Source organism: bacterium, assembly GCA_023150945.1.
Classification (GTDB): Bacteria; Zhuqueibacterota; Zhuqueibacteria; order Zhuqueibacterales; family Zhuqueibacteraceae; genus Coneutiohabitans.
Genome location: JAKLJX010000042.1, coordinates 1 through 22,959, shown reverse-complemented (window position 1 = coordinate 22,959; position 22,959 = coordinate 1). Strand labels below are relative to the sequence as shown.

The window sequence follows — 22,959 nt, the reverse complement described above, 5'->3', positions numbered from 1 at the left end:
CAGCAAAAGAACAATAAATCAAAATCACCCCAGTTCTCACAAATTTGGGTAACATTTAATTTTGAGGCAACGGGCCTGACCGCCTTTGGAAAGGTGGCCCAATTTGCAGGACAAATCACTCAACAGGTAGATGCGATTTGTCTCGGCCGCGGGAGACTGCACATTCTGCGGGGGCGGCACGGCAATCTGTCATCGAATTCACAGTGGTTGGAAAGGATACAAGCATGCTGACGCTCATCCGCGCGATTGCTCGTGCCACTTCATGGCTCCTGCTGATGGTGATCGTTTCATGCTCGCTGCCGCGCCAGCAGCCGGTGGTAAACGCGCTGGCGGACAACGACAATTGCCGGCTCGATTCAATCCAGGTGCGGACGCTCTTCAGTTACATGCAGCACTTCCCCAACGGGTCGGAGGCATCCATTGCGCTGCTGGTGGGTGATTCCACTTCGTTCATCGGCGTCAGCAGGCAGAATGACTCCGTAAGCTGCGTGGAGAATCGAACCGGTGTTTTCGAGATCGGCTCGATCACGAAAACCGTTACGGCAACGATGCTTGCGAAACTGGTGTATGACGGTGTTGTCGATCTGGAGGCGCCCATCAAGGACTTCCTGCCGATTACTCTCAGACAGAGTTCCCGCAACGGAAAGGAGGTGACGCTGCTCCAGCTCGCCAACCACACCTCCGGGATTCCGAAGGAACCTGCCAACGTCAGCACCGACTGGGCGAGGCCCGGGAGTCCCTACAGCTCCTATGACGAAGTGAGGCTGTACGACTATCTCTCCAATAGAATGATTCTGCAATCCACGCCGGGCGAGCAGCGGGAGTATTCCAATCTCGGCGGTGGGTTGTTGGGGCATCTCCTGACGCGCATAACCGGAAAGCCGTACGAAGACCTGTTGCGGGATTTGGTCTGCGAGCCGCTCGGCCTGCGCAATACCTTCGTCACGCTCGATTCCGGGCGCATGCAACACCTTGTGGCTGGCAGGGATCCCGCGGGGAAAATCGTCCCCAATTGGGAATTGAATGTGCTCGCCGGCGGAGGCGGGATCAAGTCCACCGCCGAGGACATGGCGAAATACCTCCGGGCACATATGACGGACACGACGTACTGCCTCCTCACCCAGCAGCCCACGATCAAGTATACCGAGCACAATGCCGCCGGGCTGGGCTGGGCCTGGTACATCAACGGGAGCAAGCACTATGTCTCTGCAACCGGTGGAACCGGGGGTTATTCGTGTTGTGTCATCTTCGAACGATCGACAGAGACGGGAATCGTCTTGCTGACAAATGTCTCGGCATTTTTGGCCTCGAAGGGGGAGTATATTGTGAAGCTGTCGCGGGCGCTGTACGACCCACTCGCGGCATCCCGAGAGAGCGCGGCCACCTTGCGCGTGAATTGAAGAGCTTCTGTCGGCAACGCGACGAGGTTTTCCAATCCGGAAGGGCTGATCCATGATGCCTGACGAACCAAACTTCAGCGACTCCCGACCCATTTTTCCTGTTGGGTATCACAGGTTTCATCGTGACCAGCTCTTCAATTTTCCGTTGAATCGCTGGTATTCGCTCGGATACGTCAGGCGCGAAGACATGGCCGAAGCCGGATCCCGCGTGGCGACGTTCGCGGATTGGAAGCGGGAAATGCTCCGGCTCGCGGATCGGGCTCTCGCGGAAGGGCGGTTGGTGAATGCGGCTTTCGGTTACCGCGCCGCTGAGCTTTATACCATGTCACATGATCCTGACAAGGAGATCCTCTACGACAAATTCATGGAGATCTTTTACAGGGCTTTCGAATGTGACAGCATCGCGCGACATCGGGTTCCCTACGGCGGAGGCTTTCTTCCGGCCATGGCAATCCCGGCCTTACAAGAGAGTAAAGGAACCGTCCTCATCCATGGAGGTTTCGACTCTTTCATTGAAGAGTGGTACTCGATCATGCGGTATTTTGCCGATCAGGGCTACGACGTGATCGGGTTTGAGGGTCCCGGCCAGGGAGGTGCCTTGCGGAAATACCATTTACCGCTGACCTACGAATGGGAAAAGCCGACCAAGGCGATTCTCGATCACTTCAGTCTGGCGGAGGTGACGATGATCGGCATGTCCATGGGCGGATGGTTCTGTTTGAGAGCCGCGGCTTTTGAACCCCGGTTGCGGCGGGTGATTGCCTCCGGGCACGCACTCGACTACATGAAGAGCATGAACGCGGCTCTGCGGTGGATTCATCTCTGGTTCATGGAGCATTGCCGGCCATGGATGGAGCGGATGGCAGAAAAGAAATTTCGTGGGGAAGGACAGGGGGCATGGGTGGTAGATCACCTCAAATACGTCACCAAGCAAAACAAGGCTCTGGACGCACTCGATTTCTACCTCCAATTAAATGAGGAGAATATGCATCCGGAACGTGTCACCCAGGACGTTCTGATTCTCAGCGGCAGGAATGATCATTTCATCCCAATCAAGATGCACAGCCGGCAGCTCCAGGCTCTGGCCAATGCGCGGTCGGTGACAGGACGAATCTTCACAAGTGCAGAGCATGCCGCGAATCATTGCCAGACCGGCAATATCAGCCTGGCGCTGGCGGTGATGCGGGAATGGATCGAAGAGCGCACGGAGCGCTCCTAATACGACGTTCTCAAACGGGGCCTCCTGCTGATGGTAGGTTGCACTCGTTGTCCGGCTCCTGTCATTTAGGCGATCCCTTCTGCCTGCCGAGAAACAATTGAGGCAGGCCACCGTTCTCCTGGCAGCGGTGTTCGGGGCGGGGGCCTGCCAGTATTCAATTGCCTCATTGGCAACAAAGGCTTCGCAGTTTCCAGAATTGCGGGACGGTTTTGCCTGGCAAGCCAGGCCATGAATCACTCATGAAACTGAAATGTCGGTTGAAAATCGACGCGATTGGGCCGGTTGGTCAATCGGGTTGGATTGCTGCCGTCGATATTCATGACATAGATCTCGTCATTACCATCGCGATCTGACTCGAAGACCATGCTTGTTCCGTCCTTCGCAACGACGGGGCCCCAGTCGCGATACGCGCTGTTCGTCAAGTTTTTGAAATTCGCGCCACTGGCATCGATGATACAGATGTCGGTATCGCTCTGGTTGGTGCTGGCGGTATAGAGCAGAAAAACGATCTTTGCGCCATCGGGGGTAAACTGAGGAAAAGTGACCATGCGATTCGACGCGAAGATCCGATGCTGGTTGCTACCCTCGGCATTCATGAGGTACAAAGCATACTCCTGGTCGCCAGCGCGCTGTGAGATGAAGACGATTTTCGTGCCATCCGGCGAATACCGCGGGAAGCAGTTGTAGCCGGCGTTCGGGGTCAAGTTGAGCTTGCCGTTTCCGCTGGCGTCCATCACAAAGATGTCCGTGTAGTACTTTTCTTCGTTCGTGGTGAGGCCCGCCCAATACACGATTTTCAAGCCATCCGGTGAATAGCATGGATAAAGACTCTCAGCCTCCTGGTGCGTCAGTCTGGCCAGATGCGAGCCGTCGGTGTTGACCACATAAATATCCAACTTGCTGGTGTAGTCGCCCGTCTTGGCGAAGAACGCAATTTGGGTGCCGTCCGGCGAGAAAATGGGGAATGATTTGTACTTGGCGCTGCTGTTGGCCGTCAATCTCCTGGCATTCCCGCCGTCACAATCCATCAGGTAGATCTCGCCGTTGCAGACAAATGTCAGTTTGGAACCGTCCGGAGAGAAACTGGGCATATAGCTGTCGCCCAGCTTGCTGGTCACATTGGTAAGATTGCTGCCATCCATTTCCATAATGAAGATGTCACTGCGCGGATTCTGTTGGGATTCAAATGAGGCAAACGCGATTTTGTTTCCCGTCATTCGAGTCATCGCCGTGCCGCCGGTATCCAGCCGGTCGTTTGCACTCGTCGGTTCGGTTGACCTTTCACAGGCGACGATCAAGGAAATCCCTGCCAGAACGGCAACCACACGCATAAGGATTCTTAGACTCTGCATACAACCTCCTCTCACCCTGGTTATCGCCGGGGTGTGGCAAAATATGAATCGACTTGGTGCATTTGGGTATCGACACCAATCATTGAATTGCTGGAATGACTATTTGCTCTATTTCACTGTGGTTCAGCCTGAATCGCGCTTAATAAAAATCGGCACAAAGTCACGAGAGAAATTGTGACAAGTCAAAATCCCCATTCTGCCGTGCGGCAAGGGAAGAGCAGCCTGATCGATTCTTTCGGCATCGAGTCCTATGCGCGGTTCCGCGATCGCCACTTTAGTGGAATAAACATCGCCATACTGAGATTACCGATCTCCAGGCCAAGCTCCCTGGCGGGAAACTGCAGGTCAAGGCATCAGCACAGCCGGCTGTTCGCCGCCGCAAGGCAAAGCCTGCGGCAGGGAATCTCCGTGCTTCCCTTTGTTATCTTGCACCGGCGACAGAAGCTGGCAGTGAAGATACGCCTTTCCAGCCAACCTGAATCCCCGCGATGATCGCTACCTTCCGGCCGTGGTCTTTCCTCTGCGTCTTGCCCATTGACCGGCGCGAGTGCCGCCCGGCGCCGCGAAATTCTTCCTTGCCAGGGCGCCGCAGAGCAGCCTTGAATTTGGCCGCGGCGTAGCCTATCTTGGCTGCAGCTCACGGGGCCGGAATCAATCCGAATGCCGAAGGACTACCCTGCGGCAACGGTTGGAGTTGGGGAGATCAATCGACCTGCGGTTGGTTCACCTCGATCACGGCAAGCGATCATGCGCGATTCTCATTCCAAAGCACTGCCGCCCGCACATGCACAAACCATCCTGGACAGCATTGCCGACGGCGTGTTCACCGTCGATGAGAAGATGCGCATCACGTACTTCAATCGTGCCGCGGAAAAAATCACCGGCGTTTCCCGCCGGGAGGCGATTGGGCAGTACTGCTTCGAAGTCTTGCGCGCCAATGTCTGTGAACGAACCTGCTCGTTGCGCTGCTCATTTGAAACCGGCGAGCAAACCATCAACCGCCACGTCAACATCCTGCGCGCGGACGGCAAACAGATTCCGATCAGCATCAGCACCGCCGTGCTGCGCGATGACAACGGCAACATCGTGGGCGGCGTCGAGACGTTTCGCGACCTTTCCACGCTCGAGGAATTGCAGAAGGAAATCAAGCGCGCTTACACGTTTGAAGACATCGTTGCCAAGAATCATCAAATGCTGAAAATTTTTGATTTTCTTCCCAATCTCGCAGAGAGTGAAAGCACCGTTTTGATTCAAGGCCCGAGCGGCTCTGGCAAGGAACTGTTTGCGCGCGCGATCCACAATTTGAGTGCGCGCCGGCGCGCCCCGTTCGTACCGGTGAACTGTGGCGCGTTGCCGGATACGTTGCTGGAATCCGAGCTTTTTGGATATGTCAAAGGCGCTTTCACGGACGCCAAGAAAGACAAGCCCGGGCGCTTTGCGTTGGCGAAAGGCGGAACGATCTTTTTGGATGAGATCGAAAGCTTGACGTCCGCGATGCAAGTGAAGCTGCTCAGAGTCTTGCAGGAACGCGAGTTCGAGCCGCTGGGCGCCACTGTGCCCATCACAGCGGAGGTTCGGGTCATCGCCGCCACCAAGGATGATCTTGCCGCCCTGGTCGAGCAAGGTGACTTTCGCGATGATTTGTATTTCCGCTTGAACGTGGTCAAGCTGCAATTGCCGGCCTTGGCGGAACGGCGGGACGACATTCCGCTGCTGATCAATCATTTCATCGACAAGTTCAACCGGAAAATGGGGCGCAACCTCGCGCGCGTTTCCGATGAGGTTTTGGGTGTGCTTTTGCAGTACGCCTTTCCGGGAAATGTCCGGGAACTCGAAAACATCATCGAACACGCCTTTGTCATGTGCCGGGGTGAGGAAATCCAATTGCAGCATCTCCCGCCGGAATTTTCCCAGGTGCAGTCCGCGGTTCACGCACCTGCCCCCGCTCCTCAGCCGTTGCAGGATGCCGAACGCCAAACCATTCTCACGGCTCTGCAAAAACACAACTGGAATAAAGTGGAAACCGCGAAAGCGCTGGGCTTGCACCGCACCACTCTTTGGCGAAAAATGAAAGAGTATCGCCTGGCTTGAAACCTGCTGTTGCAGTTTCGCATCTGTTGCAGTGTTAAAGTTGCAGGCGTGCAACTTGACCGCCGGCTGTCCTTCCCCTTCGCTCTCCTCCGCTCACCCCTTATCTTTAATACGTTCCATCATTTGCGCCGACGCACACCATTCTGGCTTGTGAGTTGCCTGCCTCTTTAGACAACCAAAGAAGACAACGGCCTCATGATGACCATCGCGATCACCGTTTTCGGGACGCGGGTTTCTTCGCGCCTGGACTGCTCGGAAGGCGTGCTGCTGGTTACCGTCGCAGACAGCGTCGTGACGAAGCGCGAGCATGTTCGCTTGGTTCCGACGAGTCCCTTGGAGAAGATCAACACCCTGCTGCAATTGGGGATTGACGTGTTGATCTGTGGCGGGGTGCCCGAGATCTATGCCAACAAGCTCGGTGACAGCGGCGTGCGCGTGCTTTCCTGGGTGCGCGGCGAGGCCGAGGAGGTGTTGTCCCAGTTTCTGGCTGGCAAGTTGGTCGCACTTGACTCTGTTCTGCAAAGGAGAACGTAATGCGAAGTCGAATGCTGGGTTTTCTTTTCGTGCTGCTGATTTGGCCCGGGGTGATGGCGGCACAAGATTCCGGCGGGAAAACAGGCGCAGTCGAGCAACCGCCGCTCGCGAATGCGAAGGAACAGGATGAGATTCAGCGCAAGATCGCGGCAATGGAGGCCCGCATTAAGATGCTCGAGCAGGAGAAGCAGCAGGCCGAGCAACAAACCGAGCTTGAAAAACTGCGCCAGGAGGCGGCGCAGGCGGCTGCGGAAGAAGCACGCCCAGCCACAGTCTCCGCCTCCAAAGCCTTCACCAGCGGCGAGCGCCAGCAACAATCACTGAATCCCAATATTAGCGTCACGGGGGATTTCCTGGGCTACTTCAGCGATCTTGAGGTTGAAGAGCACGAGCACGCCGCTGATGAACATGGCCACGGCGTCATCGGCGGCAAACAGTTCATGCTGCGCGAAGCGGAGTTTCACCTCGTTTCGAATTTGGACCCCTACACGCGCGCCAAATTCTTCCTGGGCGTGCCGGGTGGCGGCACGTTGCACATCGGCGAAGCTTATATGGAATTTGTCAATCTGCCCGCAAATCTCGGATTGAAAATCGGCAAATATCGCACGCAATTCGGCGTGCTCAATCGCTGGCATGCGCATGGCTTGCCGCAAGTCGACCGACCGCTTGTGCTCACGCAATTTTTGGGAGAAGGATTGAGCGGCTTCGGCATTGCGAGCAATGTCCTGCTGCCCAGGCTGTGGTCGCATGTGAATGAATTGGATGTCGAAGTGATCTATGGCGGCGACGGCATCAGCTTCACCAATGCAGGCAGTAAGCCATGGGTGGCCGTCGGCCATTTGAAAAACTATTACGATCTCACCACCAATACCTATCTCGAGCTGGGCTTCTCCGGCGCTTACGGCCACAACGATCTCGAAGCAGAGTTGCAGACGATTCTGGTGGCTGTGGATTTGACCTACAAATGGGTTCCTGCCGGCCGTTCGAAATATCGCACGTTTGAATTTCGCAACGAACTGATCTTCAGCCGGCGCGAAGGCCTGTTGCAGGACGTCAACAGCATGGGATTCTACTCCTATGTCGAAAACAAATTGAATGCACGCTGGTGGGCCGGCTTGCGCTTCGATTACGCCCAACTGCCTGAATCCAACGACGAGCATGCTTGGGGGCTTTCGCCTCATCTCACGTTTTGGCAAAGCGAATTCGTGTTCATGCGTCTCCAGTTCAGCCATGTCAAACGGCATGACGGTGACCGGGAGAATGCGCTTTTGTTGCAGTCGGTCTGGTCCATGGGGCCGCACAAGCATGAGGCGTACTGACGGTGGGAGTGATGGAGTTGCATGTAATGAAGCGATGAAGCATGGCAATATTCGTTTGAAGGAGAATTGAAATGCGAAATGCAAACCGGAAATGGGCGACAGTATTTGGCAAGGCACTCGCCGTGGTTTTGGCTTTCGGGGAAACTGGTTACGGTCAACCTCATGAAGAACAGCAAGGCCCGGCGATGCAAGAACGGTCACGCAACGGAATCCCAATAACAGTCATCACCAGTCTGCCGAGCTATGCTTCGATTGCGCAATTCGTCGGCGGTGATTTGGTCGCGGTGGAATCCATTTCCGCGGGAAATCAGGAAGCGCACTTTGTGCAGCCCAAGCCGAGCTATGCTTTGAAGATGAATAAGGCCGACTTGTTCATCACCACTGGCCTGGATTTGGAGCTCTGGGTGCCGGCGTTGCTGGACAAGGCGCGCAATCGCAACATCATGGAAGGCGCAATTGGCTACGTGAGCGCGGCCACCGATGTTCCGATGCTGGAGAAGCCCGAGACTAATCCCGATCGCGCGCTGGGCGACGTGCACATTTATGGCAATCCGCATATTCACACCAGCCCGGTCAACGCCAAAATCATCGCAGAGAACATTCTCGTCGGCTTGAAGAAAGTCGCGCCGGAACATTCTGCCACGTTTACCGCCAATTACGCGGCTTTCTGTGATCGCATCGATCGTTCACTGTTTGGCGAGCAACTGGTGGAGATTCTCGGCGGAGAAATGCTCTCCAAAATGTTGCTCTCCGGCGCCTTGTTTGAATTTCTGGAAACGAAAGAGTACGGCGGAGAAAAACTGATCGACAAGCTGGGTGGCTGGTTGCAGGAAGCCCTGCCGCTGCGCGGCCGGAAAGTCATTTGCTACCACAAGGATTGGAGCTACTTCGCGCGTGATTTCGGTCTGGAGGTCGTGGATTACATCGAGCCCAAACCGGGCATTCCGCCAACGACCAAGCATGTCAAGGAGATGATCGACAAGATTACCAGTCAAAAACTGCAAGTCTTGATCGTGGCAAACTACTACGAAAAGAACACGCCCAACATGATTGCCGCGCGCACAGGTATCCAAGCGGTTTTTATCCCTCTCGACGTTGGCGGCGAGCCGGGTGTGAATACTTATTTTGATTTGATTGATTATTGGATTGATAAACTCAACGAGGCATTCGCGATACAAACGGGAATAATCCGTTAAGAGTGAACTCTTTGCTTTAAGAGCAAAAACTTTCGCGCAAAGACGCAGAGCCGCAAAGGTATCGCAAAGAAAAGCTTTGCGGTTTCTTTGCGTCTTCGCGTCTTTGCGTGAGGCTGTTTCTTTTTGGTCCGGCTCGTCCGGTTTATGGGATTGAGGGCGAGAGCGCGGACTTCCTAGTTCGCGATGCGTTGGGGACTAGAAAGTCCACACTCCATTAAATTGACCTGAGGAGTGTTTCATGCTTGAACTGATCGTCTTCATGTCGCCACCGCTGGTGGCGTGTCTGGCAATCGTGGCGATTCATGCCTACCTGGGCATTCACGTGCTGCAGCGTGAGATCATCTTTGTCGATTTGGCGCTCGCCCAAATTGCGGCGTTGGGCACTACCGTTGGTCTGCTCCTGGGAATTCATGCAGAAGATAATTTGTCGGTTCTGTTCTCCTTCGGCTTCGTGTTTCTCGGCGCCGCCATTTTTGCCATGACCCGCATGCGCCGGCAAATCATTCCGCAAGAAGCCATGATTGGTATTGTGTATGCGATTGCCACCGGCGCCGCAATTCTGGTGGCTGATCAGTCGCCGGGCGGCGCCGAGCATATCAAAGAAATTCTCACCGGCACTTTGTTGTGGATCACCTGGCCGGAGATTTGGAAAATTCTCGCCGTCTATGTCGTGGTCGCCGCATTTCATTGGATGCTGCGCCGGAAGTTCATATTGATTTCGGAGAACTATGAGCACGCCGTGGCCGAACAAGGCGGGCTGGTCAAGTTTTGGGATTTTCTCTTCTACATTTCTTTCGGCGTCGTGATTGTGCTCTCGGTGCGCGTGGCCGGCATCATGCTGGTGTTCTCTTTTTTGGTTGTGCCCGCCGCCATCAGCATGTTGTTCTCCCAGCGCTGGCGCACCAAGATGCTCATCGGTTGGTGCGTCGGCACGATCGCGAGCCTGGCCGGCCTTTATACCTCATATCGTCTCGATTTCCCCAGCGGCCCGACCATTGTGTGCTACTTGGGGCTGTTGCTGATTCTGGCATGGCCTCTCCGGGCCTGGTTGATCCGGCCCGCCCCCAAGATGAAGACAGTGGCAGCGCCGCAGTCAGCAGAAACAGGGTGAGCATGGCTTCCAGAGTTTCAGGTACAGTCGCGGGATGAATCATGACGGCGCTTGCAGACAAATGGTGTTCGCTTCTGCAGAAACCAAGCGTTGAAATGCATGCCCTACTCGCGGTGGTGGAAGAAGGGTATTACCTTCTTGCCGCCCCAAGTTCTTCCGGGATGCCGGTCTGGCTCAGGGAGAGAGCCGAGACCGAAGCAAATGAAAAACTTGCTGCACAGCAAAGTTCGGCGGATCAAGAAGCCTGATGAATTGACCGCTAGCATCCGAAAGAGGCTTGCTGATGAATCAGAAACAACCATGTTCTGACGAAGCACCATTATGTTCATTTTGGAAATAGTCGTGCAAACGCTGCAGGTTACGATCCTCGTGTTTCTCATGATGATCGTGATCGATTTCATCGACGTCAAAACGCGCGGGCATTTTCGCCGGCTGATGCAGGGCGGCCCCTGGCGGCAGTATACGGTCGCTTCTTTGCTGGGGGCCACGCCGGGATGCGTCGGCGCCTTCATGAACGTCAGCATGTACATCCACGGCTTTTTGAGTTTTGGTGCGATCGTGGCGGGCATGATTGCCACCTCCGGCGATGAAGCCTTTGTCATGTTGGCGAAGTTTCCCGCGCAAGCCCTGCTGCTGTTCGGAATACTGTTCATCGTCGCCATTCCGCTGGGCCGGCTCTCGGATTTGCTGGCGAAACGGCTGCACATCGTTCCCTGCAAGGATTGCGATCTTCACGAGATTCATCAGGAAGAAAACGTTCGCGGTCACTATTTGAAAGAGCACATCTGGAAGCACATCATCAAGCGCCACCTCTGGCGCGTGTTGCTCTGGACGTTTTTTGCGCTGTTGCTGGTGCAACTTGGCCTGCGCTACTGGGAGTTGGAGAGTTTTGTCAAACAAAACATGGGCCTGGTTTTCTTGTTGAGCGTGCTCATCGGCATCATCCCGGAATCCGGACCCCATCTGATTTTTGTGATGATGTTCGCGGACGGATTGATTCCCTTTTCCGTGTTGTTGGCCAGCTCCATCTCGCAAGATGGCCACGGCATGCTGCCGCTGTTGTCCTATACGGTGCGCGACACGCTGTTGATCAAGGCTTTCAATGTTGGCGCTGCGTTGTTGGTCGGTGGCGTGGCCTACTGGTTGGGGTGGTGATCAAAGCAGCAAAGCTGACAACTAAAATATCATGCTGAAAACATCCTGTTCATCTCAAGCACAGTGCCCGCTATCAATAAACAAGATCATCTTTGGGATGATATGGAAGTGTTACTTGCCGGACGAATTCCATAGTGGGAGAGAACGCTGGATCGAGAAATGCAAATGACTTTTTAGGGAATCCACCTATGAAAACAAACTCGACACACAAATCCACCAAAGCGATTCATGCTGGAGAGCTGAAAGATTCCGTATTTGGAGAAGTCTCGGTCCCGATCTTTCAAAGCTCGACTTTTTCATTCCCCAGCGCCGAGGACGGCGCGGCGCGTTTTGCCGGAGAAAAATCCGGCTACATTTACACGCGCATGGGCAACCCAACCATCAACGCCCTGGAGGAATGTATTGCGGCACTGGAAAACGGCTACGCCGGCATGGCGACCGCCTCGGGCATGGCTGCCATCACTACAGTTTACCTGGCCTTGCTCGGCCAAGGCGCGCACGTGGTCGGCACGGATTCCGTTTACGGCCCAACGCGCGTGGTGCTGGAAAAGGAATTTTCACGTTTTGGCGTGGCCGCGACGTTTGTCGATACTTCGAATTTGGATAATCTCAGACGCGCCATCCGTGCCAACACCAGAATGATCTTTGTCGAAACGCCGGCAAATCCGACCATGGCGGTGACGGATATTCATGAAGCTGCGGAGATGGCCCACCAGCATGACGCAATCATGGTGGTTGACAATACTTTTGCTAGTCCCTATTTGCAACGTCCTTTGGATTTGGGCGCCGACGTGGTGGTGCACAGCATGACCAAGTCCATCAACGGTCACAGCGATGTGGTCGCCGGAATGATCATCACGAAAAATGAAAAGCTTTGCAAGAGGATCAAGCCGATGCTGAACTTGTTCGGCGGCACGATGGATCCGCATCAAGCGTGGCTGGTCTTGCGCGGCGTGCGCACCATGCCGCTACGAGTGGAGAGAAGTCAGGAGAACGCGCAGAAGATGGCGAGCTTTCTGCAGCAGCATCCCAAAGTGACGTGGGTGCGCTATCCTGGCTTGCCGGATCATCCCCAACACGCGATTGCCAAAAAGCAAATGGACGGTTTCGGCAGCATGATCTGCTTCGGCGTCAAGAACGGCCTTGAGGGCGGAAAGACGGTCATGAACAACGTTCGCTTGTTCACGCTCGCCGTTTCACTCGGCGGCGTGGAATCGTTGATCGAACATCCTGCTTCCATGACGCATGCCACCGTTCCCCGACATGAAAGAGAACAAGCCGGCATCGTCGATGAGTTGGTGAGAATCTCGGTAGGTTGTGAAGACTTTGATGATCTTCGTGATGATCTGGATCAAGCGTTAAACAAAATCTCAGGCTGATCAAAATGAGAGACGAATTTCTCAGCGAAGCCATCCGGTTGTCTTTTGAAGCTGTGCGCAACGGAATCGGCGGACCATTTGGCGCCGTGATCGTGAAAGGGAATGAAATCATCGGCAGAGGCTGCAATCAAGTCACGTCAACCAAAGATCCCACCGCACATGCCGAGATCGTGGCGATTCGGCAAGCGTGCCAGCGGTTGGGCAGTTTCCATCTGAAAGGATGTGAGCTCTACTCCAGTTGTGAGCCGTGTCCGATGTGCCTCGCTGCCATTTATTGGGCCAAAATCGATAAGGTCTTTTATTCACTCACAGGAAGGCACGCCGCTGAAATCGGTTTTGCCGATGATTACATCTCCAGAGAGTTGTCGTTGCCAATTCCTCAACGACAGCTTCCGATGATGCAAGTGACGCGGCCGGACGCTTTGATCGCATTCAAAGAGTGGCAGAATAAGCATGATGAAATCGTGTATTGAGATGAGAAATGAAAGTGAGTCCCTCGATGCCTAAGAATATTTCATCAGGACTGGGAGCCGAAGGCTACTGCCTCTGTCCAAAATGTGGAGAGAAGATACCTCACCGCCAGGGCGTTCCCTGCCAAGAAGAGCGCTGCCCCCGATGCGGCGCCAAAATGTTACGTGAGGGTTCAAAACATCATCAGCTCTGGGAAGAAAAAAGAAAGGCAAAGGAATAGAAATCATGCTGGCTTTTGGTCCCATCCCCTCGCGACGCCTGGGGCGGAGCTTGGGAATCAACAATATTCCTCCCAAGATCTGCAGCTATTCTTGCGTGTATTGCCAGGTGGGCTGCACCTTGAAGATGCAGGTTGCGCGACAGGCATTTTATCGGCCGGAGGGATTACTGGACGAGGTCAAGAAGAAAATAGCCGAGGTCCGAAAAGCCGGAGAGTTCATCGATTACCTGACGTTCGTGCCGGACGGCGAGCCGGCACTGGACATCAATCTTGGTCGTGAAATCGATTTGCTCAAGGCGTTCGGGTTCAAAATTGCCGTGATCACCAACGCCTCCCTGATCTGGCAGGACGAGGTTAGAAATGATTTGATGAAAGCGGATTGGGTTTCTTTGAAAGTGGATGCCGTCAATGAAGAAGTTTGGCGCCAGGTCAACCGGCCCCATCGTTCTTTGCAATTGTCTTCAATCTTGGAGGGAATGATAAAGTTTGCGAGAATTTACAAGGGTGAGCTTACCACCGAAACCATGCTGGTCAAAGGCCTCAATGACAGCCCCAAGCACGCCGAGCAAATAGCCGATTTCCTGGCTCAACTCAAACCCGACAAGGCCTATCTTTCGATTCCAATCCGACCGCCGGCGGAAAAATGGGTGCGGCCGCCCGATGAAGAAATCATCAATGTGTTCTATCAGGTTTTCGACAAAAAAGTCAAAAGCGTGGAATATTTAATCGGTGCGGAGGGAAATGCGTTTGCTGCAACCGGCAATGTTGCCGAGGATTTATTGAGCATCACCGCCGTGCATCCCATGCGTGAGGAAGCCGTGAGAGAATTCTTGGCGCGCGCCCAGGTGGATGCGTCCCTCGTTCAAGAGTTGCTTGCGCGCGGATTGCTGTGCGTGACGGAATATGAGAAGGTGAGGTTTTACCTCAGGAAGTTACCTGAGCGGCGCAATAATCGGATGTCGATGTGAACCACATTTCAAGGAGGTGGAAGTATGAGAAGAGTTACGCCTTTTCTCAGTGTTGTTGCCCTGGTGATTTTGCCGTCCTTGCTTGGCGCACAGGATCCCGGCAATTTCGCCACGAGCTTGCACGGCACGCGGCAGGGCAAGTTTACCTGGTATGGCAGCGTCAACGGCGGGATGGAGCTGCTGACCGGCATTCCCATGTCACAACTCGGATGCCACAGATGCCACCCCGGAACTTATGCCAACGGCAGTGCCGTCGATCCCGCCACGTATCAACCTGGTTGCAACGATTGCCACAATTTTGTTCAGGGCACGGCGGTCGCCGACCAAATCTGTCTCAAGTGCCACAGTCGCCAAGGCACGGAAAGAAATCTCGGTTATCAGGATGTGCATGTACAGAAGGGGTTTCAGTGCACCACTTGCCATACCAAGAAGGAAATGCACGGCGACGGAACCGCCTATGCTTCGATGCTTGAGCCTGGCGCCACAGAAGTGACGTGTGAAAAGTGCCATGCCAGTTTGCCGAGCAATACTTCGCACACCTTGCATCTCGCGAAAGTGCAATGCACCGCGTGCCACGTCAAGTCAGTGGTTTCCTGCTACAACTGCCATATTGAAAGTTATGTCGAGGGCGGCATCCGGCGCCATTATGGTCCGCAGCGTGATTTTATTTTTCTGGTGAATCGCGAGGGAACCGGCAAAGTTTACCCGGCAAGCTTTCAGACCGCATCTTATGATGGTAAAACGTTTCTGGCGATTGCTCCGTTCACACCGCATACTGTCATGAGGGAAGGGCGTGCCTGTGCCGAGTGTCACAACAACGCTGCAATACAAGAGTACGATCAAACCGGAAAAATCACGGTGACAAAGTGGGACACCACCCAGAAGAAGATCATTAGCCCCACAGGAGTTATTCCGATTACCTCAGACTGGCAACAAGCGCTGCAGATTGATTTTCTCGATTATACCGGCGATCCCAAGGTCGCAACGACGGACCCGACAAAATGGGTTTTTCTGAAATCAACAGCGGATGGCCAGCAAATGCTGTATGCCCGGCCCTTGACTGCTGAACAGTTGAACAAGCTGCGCTTGGCAGTGGGCGTGGAGGAGAAGCAGAATCCGCTTCCCAATGATTTCAGGTTAATGCAAAATTTTCCTAATCCCTTCAATCCGGCGACGACGATTGAATTTCATTTGCCCAGCCCGACGGTCGTCACGTTGAAGATCTACAACCTCCTGGGAAGTGAAGTGAAGGCTCTGTTGTCGAATGAAAGGCTGGACGCTGGCGTCTACCGCTTTTCGGTTGGAACGGAGGAACTGACCAGCGGAGTCTATTTCTATCAGCTCATCACGCCGGCCTTTACGCAAGTGCGGAAGATGACGGTGCTCAGATAGGGTCACTTGCGTACTCATTCTCCTGCTCTTACTCATACTCCTACTCCTACTCGCCGTTTATGATTTCCAAAGCGAGTAGGAGTGTGAGTAGGAGTAGGAGTAGGAGTAGGAGAATAAGTTGAATGAACAGAGCCCCCTTGACGCACGAAAGAGTATTTCGTGATGAAGAATTTGCCGGCAGCTACGCGCGGCGGCACCAAAAAATGGCTGCGCGGTTCGGTCACGAGTGCGCCAAAAGACTTTCTTCGCGCGGATTTCGAACCGGCAGGATTCTTGACGCCGGCTGCGGCTCTGGCGGAACGGCTCTGGTGCTGGCGCAGCGTTTTCCGGACAGCGAGATCGTTGGGATCGATTTGTCCGAGCCGCTGTTGCGTTTGGCAAATCGGAACGCGCAAGCGGCCAAAGTGGAACGGCGCACAAAATTTGAAATGGGCGACGTGGAAAAAATACCATACGCAAATCATTCTTTCGACGCCGTTCTGAACATCAACATGGTTCATATCGTCGAAGATCCTGTTCAAATGCTCAATGAGATCGAAAGAGTGCTCATGCCAGGTGGTTTTCTTTTCATTGCCGATTTGCGGCGCTCTGCACTGGGTTTCATCGAGAAAGAAGTTGGAGCGGCCTTGACATTGGAGGAAGCAAAGCATCTGCTCAGCCAGTCGAAGCTGAGAGCAGGGAAATTTTCTTGCAATGCGCTGTGGTGGAGGTACGAGACGTGATCAGCGAGAGAGTGAAGTCCGTGTACCGGCTCAGGCTCTATCCTGATGCAGTTCTGCGAAAAAAATCCCTGCCGCTTGATGACGTCAATGGCGCGGTGCGGGATTTGATGGCCGGCATGGCGGAAATCATGTACAGGTACAACGGCATCGGCCTGGCCGCGCCGCAGGTGGGCATGCTGCAACGCATCATCATCGCCGATGTCGGTGCAGGCTTGCTCACCCTGGCCAATCCGGAAATTCTGCAAAAAACGGGAGAAGGCCGGCTGGAAGAAGGCTGCCTGAGTTTGCCGGAGATTCAAGTGAATATCGCTCGCAGCCAATCGATTTTTGTGCGCGGCCTCGACCCTGAAGGGAAAGAAGTGCAACACGAGCTGAGCGACTTGATGGCCCGCGTCATCCAACACGAGATCGACCACCTCAACGGTGTGCTCATCATCGACTACGCCTCGGCAACTGAGAAAATCCTTCTGCGCAGACAGTTGAAAGAACTGCAGAAGCAGGAAGAATCATGACAACAAGGGCATGCAGAATTTCGAGTCCGCGCTGCGCGTGTTGACGCGACCCCGCACGCCCTCAAGAAAGGATGATCAACATGAAGATTGCAGTAGCCACCGAAGATGGCAAGACAATCTCTGCGCATTTTGGGCGCAGCCCCTTTTTTGCCATTTACGAAATTGCAGACGGCAAAGTCATCAACAAAGAAATGCGCCGAAATACGTTCACCGGGCATTTTCGCGGCGGCGGAGCTCATGGAGAGGGACACCATGATCACAGCAAGGGAGACGAGCATGCCCACCAAACCGTAGCTGAGGGGCTGCAGGATTGCCTGACTGTGATTAGTCATGGCATGGGGCGCCGCGCTTGGGAAGATTTGCGGCGCCGGGGGATCGAAATGATCGTCACCGACGAAACCGAAGTGGAGCGGGCGCTCAACCTGTATCTGGCCGGTGAGCTGAAAGACCGAACCGAGAAGTTGCATTGATCAGCGGCGCAACAGCGGAAGAATCTGCCCTAACCGTCGCCGGAATTATGGCAGTAACTGGCCGTGAGGAAGAGAACAATACATTAACCGGGCATCTCCCATGAAAACCTTCATACATCGTGAGGGATACAGGATCGTCCTGCTGATGACGCTTACGGCCCTCGTCTTTACCCTCGCTTCGTTGAAGCTGGAAAGTGGGGGGCTTGGTTGGAGTTTGAGTGTTGGGCTTTGGCTATTCACCGCGCTGTGCGTTTTCTTCTTTCGTGATCCCGAACGCCGAACGCCAGTCAGCGCCGCAGCGATTGTCTCTCCTGCCGACGGCAGAGTGATCGGCATTGACGAAGTTGATGAAGACGAGTTCCTGCACGGCCGGGCGCGGCGGGTGAGCATTTTCATGTCGGTGTGGAATGTTCACGTCAATCGCGCGCCGGTGACTGGCATGGTCAAATACTGGCGGTACCAGCGCGGCCGTTTTCGCGTGGCCTCGTTGCCCGCGGCCTCCTTGGAAAACGAGCAAGCCCTCATCGGCATTGCGGCGGCTTTGGGAAGAGTGCTGGTCAAGCAAATTGCCGGAATCCTCGCGCGGCGGGTGGTCTGCTCTCTACGCGAGGGGCAGGAAGTGCAGCAAGGAGAGCGATTTGGTATTATCAAATTCGGATCACGGCTGGAGGTTCTTCTGCCCTTGCCTGCGGAAATAAGCGTGAGCATGCAACAAAAAGTGCGCGCCGGAGAGACGATCATCGCTTTTTTGCGGGAGGGTTAGCTCTGCTTCGGCACAGTTGAATCTTGCCCGGGAGACACGCGAAGATCGTGAAATGCTCTTGGACGTCTTTCGTGTATTGCGCGGGTCGCGCAAATCAGTCTGCTGAAGTGGAATAGGGAAGGAATGCGAGGCGCTCAAAAGCGTCCAACGGAAAAGGGAGATAGTCCTGTCCTAGCGGAATTTGGCAAGCGCGCTCAACGAAGATCTGGCCGCCGAATGGGGGACGATCATCCGGTACACGTATCAAGCCGGAAAATCGTTTGGTCTGCTCGGGGCCGTGCTGCGCGAACTCTTTCAACACGAAGCCCAGGATGAGCTTGGGCACGCCGCGTTTCGCACTGATGTCATCATTGATCTCGGCGGCGAGCCGACGACCACGACCAAAGCCTTCAACAAGCCGGAGCAGCTCAAGTCCATGCTGGAACTGGCAAAAGCATCAACAGCGATTTGGCGCTAGGCAAGCACATGTGAATCGCGCAAATTCGTCTTGAGCTATTGTGACAGGGTCAGGTTGGGTGGGGGAATAAATGACTTCTTCCAAAAGCAAAGAGCCCACTTTCGGCTGCTTGCGCTTGAGTTGGCGGACATAGCGCTTCACACAGTCATAGCCGTGCGTGAAGCCATGGTCACTGACCAAGTCTTGATAGATGCGCTGCGCCGTCAGACCCACGCTCAGCTTTTGTCGAATGAAGTCGTTGAAAGGCGCAGCCCCGCTGTGAGAACGAGGGCTTGGCAGGGCGAGGGGACTCGCGGCCGCAAGCTCAAGAAGTGGGTCTTCGGGGTTACTGGGAGTCGGTGGGCAGTTTGGCCGGTTTTGAATGGGGTCGGCGGGCAGTGTGTTCCCGTCCACCGCAGAAGGTTGATACCGGGGATGCCGGGGATCGTACTTGGAGATGGTTTCACGCCGAATGCCGGTTTCGATTTCGATGCGACGGTACGACCACCCAAGCTCCAGCAATTTCTTGATGATCAGTTGGTTTGTCATTTTCAGAACATGACTCATGAGTCTTCCTCCTTGATGAGCGAGGAAAATAAAATTCGTTATCCAAATTCGCTCTGACAATGGCCGGTTTTGAAGTGCCCATCAGTGGCCGCTTTTGGGTGCCCCCCGACAGCTATAGAAGGGACCGATGAATTCCAGGTCACTGGATAGCAAATCTCTTAAATCCTCTGCATCCCAATTTTCGTAAGAAACGCTTAGAAATTTTAACGCAATATCAGTTCTTCTCATACGTTCTTCTTTGTATAATAAACATCAAAAATGTTTTTATCCTGTTTGCATGAGGAGTCATTGACTTTTTGGCGCGTAAGTTCCAGTTGCCGAAAGGGCTCATGCGCTAACTTCGCGATATAAGCACACGCCGATACCAGCACGGCTTTGAAATCATCGCACAGCCCTTGCCGGCAACGGCGAACTTTTATTTTGCCTTTTGCAGCACCAAATGGTGATGCACGAATAGCCAGCGAAAAAGCTTCTCGTAGAACAACTGATTCAAACCACAATTCTGCATTTCAGTTCGAATTTCTCCGAGCGTGTAGAGCCCATAAATCTTGCGCCATGGCCGCAAAAGACTCTTGACGGGTCCAGGTAAGGCAAGGTCAAGCCAGATCAGGTATCCGCCATCTCGAAGCACTGTGGCTATCTCCCGGACAACCTGTTTCCATGCTGCAATATGATGGAAGACGTGTTGAGAAATCACGAGATCAAAACTGCTTTGCTCAAATTTGAGATGTGATGCATCCTGAGTTAGATAATGCAGCAACTCGCTCTCACCATGAAGGCGTCGAGCGCTTTCAATTTGGTCAGGATCGAAATCAGTTCCAATGACATTCATCTTGTATTCCCTGGAAAGATAGGCTGAAACATATCCGACCCCACAACCGAGATCGAGAACGTTTTGGATTGTGTCGGAATCAAGGCTGTCAAGACGTTGCCGGAGCAATTCGATATTAACTCGTGCCTTACCTTCCCGATTCACTAAACGCTTTTCCAATCGTGTCATTTCCATCGTTGCGCTCCTTTCCGCAGCCCGTCATCCTGATGACTTGACATAGATTCCTCAGTGTTCGAGTTCAGTTGTCCAAAGAATGGAGAGCTAAGTAACCACCAGAGTCGATTTGCACGTTTGTCGCGTACCGCTTCGAGTCCCAATTCCATGCTTTCCTGTGGCGCGCGGGTTTCGGTGCGGAACGTACCGAAGACGATATCCCAAATGGGAAAGACAGCACTGAAATTGCTATCCGTTTCCGGTTGCCATGAGGAGTGGTGGACTCGGTGCAGGTCTGGCGTGACGATGATATAGCGCAGCACACGTTCAATGGAACCAGGCAATCGAATGTTCGCATGAGAAAACAAGGTAACGACGGCATCAAAAACTTCATAAAGCAGCAGTACCCATGGCGACAGGCCAAATGCGACCACCAGCGGAACGCCGGGGAGCAGAGCCGCCAGAAACTCAAAGGGGTGAAACCGCACGGTTGTCGAGACGTCCATTTCGGTGTCAAGATGATGCACCCGATGCAAACGCCAGAACAGCGGCACTCTGTGCATCAAATAATGCGTAAAGAATGAGATGAAGCCGCGGGCAAGTAAAGTACCGATTACCAGTACGCCAACAGGCAGCGTGAAGTAATTGAACAGCCCGTAGCCTTGCTTGTCAGCCCAAACCGCCATTCCGAAAAATGTGACCGGCAGCAACCCCATGACGGTTATGTTGAGCGCTGTCATGAGAAGGTTGGTGAGCCAGCGCTCTTTTCTATGCATGGGTCCAGGACGCTTTGGCTCAAAAACCTCGGCCAGACTGAAGAGAAAGAACAATGTGAAAAACAACGCCACCTGAAGATCATTGGCGTTTTGGCTAATCCATTGATCGATCATGACGATCCTCCTTACTTCTTAACTTCTTAGCTGATTCGGACGAGCGGTGGTCTTTGATTTAGGGGGAATTAAAGCTCGCCGCACGTTCGTAAGGAAGATACGCCAAAATATTCTCAGGGATTTGTCCCCTTATGCCAAATCTCTTGTCGATTTCTGCCAGGACTGTATTTATTCGTGGCCATCGTGGATTGTATTACGGGTTGAAGAAACAAGCGCTTCTGCCCGAAACTCCGCAGGCGCTTTCCCTGTCCAGCGCTTGAATGCCCTCGAAAACGAGCTGAGCTCGGCAAAGCCAAGAAGGAAGCCGGCTTCGGCAACGCTGCAACGTTGGTCGGCCAGCAGAGCTACCGCAAGTTCGTGTCGCAGTTGATCAAGAAGCTCCCGAAAGCTTGTTCCTTCATTCTGCAGGCCGCGATGCAAAGTTCGCGCACTCATGTGAAGTGCCCGCGCCGCCGAGGCAACCGATGGCGTACCGCCGCTGAGTTGCTCGCTAAGCCACACGCGCACCCGCTCGGCAAGGCTCGCTTGTCGCGGGAGTTTCTTGAGAAGTCCGTCAGCGTAGCGGTCGAGTAGGTCCAGCAAATTCTCGTCTGCACGCGGGTTGGGCGTGTCCAGAATCTCGTTGGGGACGTGCATTGCCGTGCGCCCGCTTGAAAACCGCAACGGTGCGCGAAACACACGCGTATGTTCGCCGGTGTTCTTTGGCGTCTCGTGAGCAAAGCAGACGAGGCGTGGCGCCCAGTCATTGCCGGTGACCAGGCGTCCGAACCGAATCCACAAGGTTGCAAGAAACTCGGCGGGATGGCGCGGCACTGGGCGTCCGCCGGGCAAGGCATGTTGCAGTACGCCTTCGATGTGGCCTTCTTCGAACGTCAGGTTAGTGGCCTCGTGAATCAGGCGTTGGTAGCCGCAGGCACGGCGAAAGGCGTCACGCAGCGTGGGACTGGAGAGTAGCGCATACGAATGAACTTCGAACGACCGGATAGGCGCTGCTTCGGCAAGGTGAATGCCAAGATCGTCATCGCCGCTGACAACGCAGGCGTGATCCCATAATTTCATCATGGCACTGTGCGGTACCTGTCCATCGGCATCCTGAAGCACCGAGCGTGAAACTCTTGTTTCCTTGAGAAGATCGTCAACTTTGTAGCCAAGCGTTTCGAGAGCAGCAATGACTGGCTGTACGGCACGAACTGTAATGAACGGTTCCCAATTTTTCATTGCCACATATCTTTACAGTATAGGTATCGTTGATATCTAATGACCTACGCCAGGTTGGCGGCGCAGCCGCCAACTGAAGCCGCTTCGCGGCGGCTGCGATTTTGGCCAACGGATAGAGACAACCCAACGGATGTTTTGGACATTTTCATACGCCATGCCCAGACAAGTATTGCCGATAAAAGCACGAATGGCAAGATGATTAGGGGCAAAATGATCCGTTGCCTCTCTTTGCCGATTGCCTGTTTGTATTTTTCTTGACATGTTGTGCCTGTGATCATGGTTCTGAATCAAACACGCGCAGGTGCCACATGGATCATTTCGTGAAAGAATATCGAGATCTTTTGGACGGCGTCTATTGCTCTTTTGATCGTATTGTGATCGGTGCTTATTTCACCATGCTTCATACTTGCGGCGGCTTGTTAACCTGGTTTCGGCGACTACATCCCAATCAACCCTTGGATAAAAACCAACTCATGCGCTTTGCCTGCCGGTTTGGGCGACGCACCCGAGCCTTTGCGAAAGCGAATCAGGTTCAGATTCTCTATCCCGAACGTGGCACCCGCAAGCACGAACTGGCACAAACGTATCT

Annotated in this window: 26 protein-coding genes; 20 read left to right on the top strand and 6 right to left on the bottom strand. The window is 54.0% G+C overall.

Translation table 11 applies throughout. The features are described 5' to 3' along the window. The 3 genes from L6R21_27560 to L6R21_27550 all read left to right on the top strand — a co-directional run. Positions 1–231 (top strand): hypothetical protein (locus L6R21_27560; GenBank protein MCK6562966.1); only part of this gene is annotated, 231 nt, incomplete at its 5' end. Then, positions 225–1,400, top strand: coding sequence for a beta-lactamase family protein (locus L6R21_27555; GenBank protein MCK6562965.1), 1,176 nt, complete (start codon positions 225–227; stop codon positions 1,398–1,400). The genes L6R21_27560 and L6R21_27555, both read left to right, overlap by 7 nt. Before the next feature lie 52 nt (positions 1,401–1,452). Beyond that, the gene (locus tag L6R21_27550) at positions 1,453–2,619 is read left to right on the top strand and encodes an alpha/beta hydrolase (protein MCK6562964.1); all 1,167 of its coding nucleotides are present in this window, start codon (positions 1,453–1,455) and stop codon (positions 2,617–2,619) included. Positions 2,620–2,852: 233 nt separating this feature from the next. On the opposite strand, the gene L6R21_27545 is transcribed toward L6R21_27550, so the two are convergent. Continuing rightward, positions 2,853–3,836: a DPP IV N-terminal domain-containing protein gene (locus L6R21_27545; protein ID MCK6562963.1), complete on the bottom strand. Its 984-nt coding sequence runs from the start codon at positions 3,834–3,836 to the stop codon at positions 2,853–2,855. An 882-nt stretch (positions 3,837–4,718) separates the two neighbouring features. Here L6R21_27545 and L6R21_27540 point away from each other — a divergent pair. From L6R21_27540 to L6R21_27465, 16 genes are all read left to right on the top strand, one after another. Beyond that, on the top strand, positions 4,719–6,062 hold the full coding sequence (locus L6R21_27540) for a sigma 54-interacting transcriptional regulator (protein ID MCK6562962.1): 1,344 nt from the start codon (positions 4,719–4,721) through the stop codon (positions 6,060–6,062). 195 nt (positions 6,063–6,257) lie between these two features. Continuing rightward, entirely contained in the window at positions 6,258–6,596 is a 339-nt protein-coding gene (locus tag L6R21_27535) for a hypothetical protein (protein ID MCK6562961.1), read from the top strand. Then, positions 6,596–7,915 carry a hypothetical protein gene (locus tag L6R21_27530; GenBank protein MCK6562960.1) on the top strand — a complete coding sequence of 440 codons (1,320 nt, stop codon included), beginning with the start codon at positions 6,596–6,598 and terminating at the stop codon, positions 7,913–7,915. Before L6R21_27535 ends, L6R21_27530 begins: the two co-directional genes overlap by 1 nt. A gap of 71 nt (positions 7,916–7,986) precedes the next feature. After that, positions 7,987–9,111: a metal ABC transporter substrate-binding protein gene (locus tag L6R21_27525; protein ID MCK6562959.1), complete on the top strand. Its 1,125-nt coding sequence runs from the start codon at positions 7,987–7,989 to the stop codon at positions 9,109–9,111. 238 nt (positions 9,112–9,349) lie between these two features. After that, positions 9,350–10,222, top strand: a complete 873-nt coding sequence (locus tag L6R21_27520) for a metal ABC transporter permease (GenBank protein MCK6562958.1) — start codon at positions 9,350–9,352, stop codon at positions 10,220–10,222. A gap of 41 nt (positions 10,223–10,263) precedes the next feature. Then, positions 10,264–10,470 carry a hypothetical protein gene (locus tag L6R21_27515; protein MCK6562957.1) on the top strand — a complete coding sequence of 69 codons (207 nt, stop codon included), beginning with the start codon at positions 10,264–10,266 and terminating at the stop codon, positions 10,468–10,470. A gap of 73 nt (positions 10,471–10,543) precedes the next feature. After that, entirely contained in the window at positions 10,544–11,377 is an 834-nt protein-coding gene (locus L6R21_27510; protein MCK6562956.1) for an arsenic efflux protein, read from the top strand. Between the two features lie 188 nt (positions 11,378–11,565). Further along, entirely contained in the window at positions 11,566–12,756 is a 1,191-nt protein-coding gene (locus L6R21_27505) for a PLP-dependent aspartate aminotransferase family protein (protein ID MCK6562955.1), read from the top strand. 5 nt (positions 12,757–12,761) lie between these two features. Beyond that, entirely contained in the window at positions 12,762–13,229 is a 468-nt protein-coding gene (locus tag L6R21_27500; GenBank protein ID MCK6562954.1) for a nucleoside deaminase, read from the top strand. Between the two features lie 223 nt (positions 13,230–13,452). Then, a complete protein-coding gene (locus L6R21_27495) occupies positions 13,453–14,415 on the top strand; it encodes a radical SAM protein (GenBank protein MCK6562953.1) in 963 nt (320 codons plus the stop codon). Positions 14,416–14,532: 117 nt separating this feature from the next. Then, positions 14,533–15,807 carry a T9SS type A sorting domain-containing protein gene (locus L6R21_27490; GenBank protein MCK6562952.1) on the top strand — a complete coding sequence of 425 codons (1,275 nt, stop codon included), beginning with the start codon at positions 14,533–14,535 and terminating at the stop codon, positions 15,805–15,807. A 122-nt stretch (positions 15,808–15,929) separates the two neighbouring features. Further along, entirely contained in the window at positions 15,930–16,529 is a 600-nt protein-coding gene (locus tag L6R21_27485) for a class I SAM-dependent methyltransferase (protein ID MCK6562951.1), read from the top strand. After that, positions 16,526–17,041, top strand: coding sequence for a peptide deformylase (gene def, locus L6R21_27480; protein ID MCK6562950.1), 516 nt, complete (start codon positions 16,526–16,528; stop codon positions 17,039–17,041). Before L6R21_27485 ends, def begins: the two co-directional genes overlap by 4 nt. Before the next feature lie 80 nt (positions 17,042–17,121). Continuing rightward, positions 17,122–17,511, top strand: a complete 390-nt coding sequence (locus L6R21_27475; protein ID MCK6562949.1) for a NifB/NifX family molybdenum-iron cluster-binding protein — start codon at positions 17,122–17,124, stop codon at positions 17,509–17,511. A gap of 100 nt (positions 17,512–17,611) precedes the next feature. Beyond that, a complete protein-coding gene (locus L6R21_27470) occupies positions 17,612–18,274 on the top strand; it encodes a phosphatidylserine decarboxylase family protein (protein MCK6562948.1) in 663 nt (220 codons plus the stop codon). Between the two features lie 181 nt (positions 18,275–18,455). Further along, a complete protein-coding gene (locus L6R21_27465) occupies positions 18,456–18,731 on the top strand; it encodes a hypothetical protein (GenBank protein ID MCK6562947.1) in 276 nt (91 codons plus the stop codon). On the opposite strand, the gene L6R21_27460 is transcribed toward L6R21_27465, so the two are convergent. The 5 genes from L6R21_27460 to L6R21_27440 form a co-directional block, all read right to left on the bottom strand. Further along, a complete protein-coding gene (locus L6R21_27460; GenBank protein ID MCK6562946.1) occupies positions 18,711–19,277 on the bottom strand; it encodes a hypothetical protein in 567 nt (188 codons plus the stop codon). The two genes, L6R21_27465 and L6R21_27460, sit on opposite strands and share 21 nt — an antisense overlap. A 415-nt stretch (positions 19,278–19,692) precedes the next feature. Continuing rightward, positions 19,693–20,283 (bottom strand): class I SAM-dependent methyltransferase, encoded by a 591-nt coding sequence (locus tag L6R21_27455; protein ID MCK6562945.1) that lies wholly within the window; start codon positions 20,281–20,283, stop codon positions 19,693–19,695. Beyond that, on the bottom strand, positions 20,274–21,152 hold the full coding sequence (locus tag L6R21_27450; GenBank protein MCK6562944.1) for a sterol desaturase family protein: 879 nt from the start codon (positions 21,150–21,152) through the stop codon (positions 20,274–20,276). Before L6R21_27450 ends, L6R21_27455 begins: the two co-directional genes overlap by 10 nt. A gap of 168 nt (positions 21,153–21,320) precedes the next feature. Beyond that, entirely contained in the window at positions 21,321–22,370 is a 1,050-nt protein-coding gene (locus L6R21_27445; GenBank protein ID MCK6562943.1) for an AraC family transcriptional regulator, read from the bottom strand. A 44-nt stretch (positions 22,371–22,414) separates the two neighbouring features. Beyond that, positions 22,415–22,648 (bottom strand): hypothetical protein, encoded by a 234-nt coding sequence (locus L6R21_27440; protein ID MCK6562942.1) that lies wholly within the window; start codon positions 22,646–22,648, stop codon positions 22,415–22,417. A 30-nt stretch (positions 22,649–22,678) separates the two neighbouring features. On the opposite strand from L6R21_27440, the gene L6R21_27435 reads away from it, so the two are divergent. Beyond that, on the top strand, positions 22,679–22,959 hold a 281-nt coding region (locus tag L6R21_27435), incomplete at its 3' end, for a hypothetical protein (protein MCK6562941.1).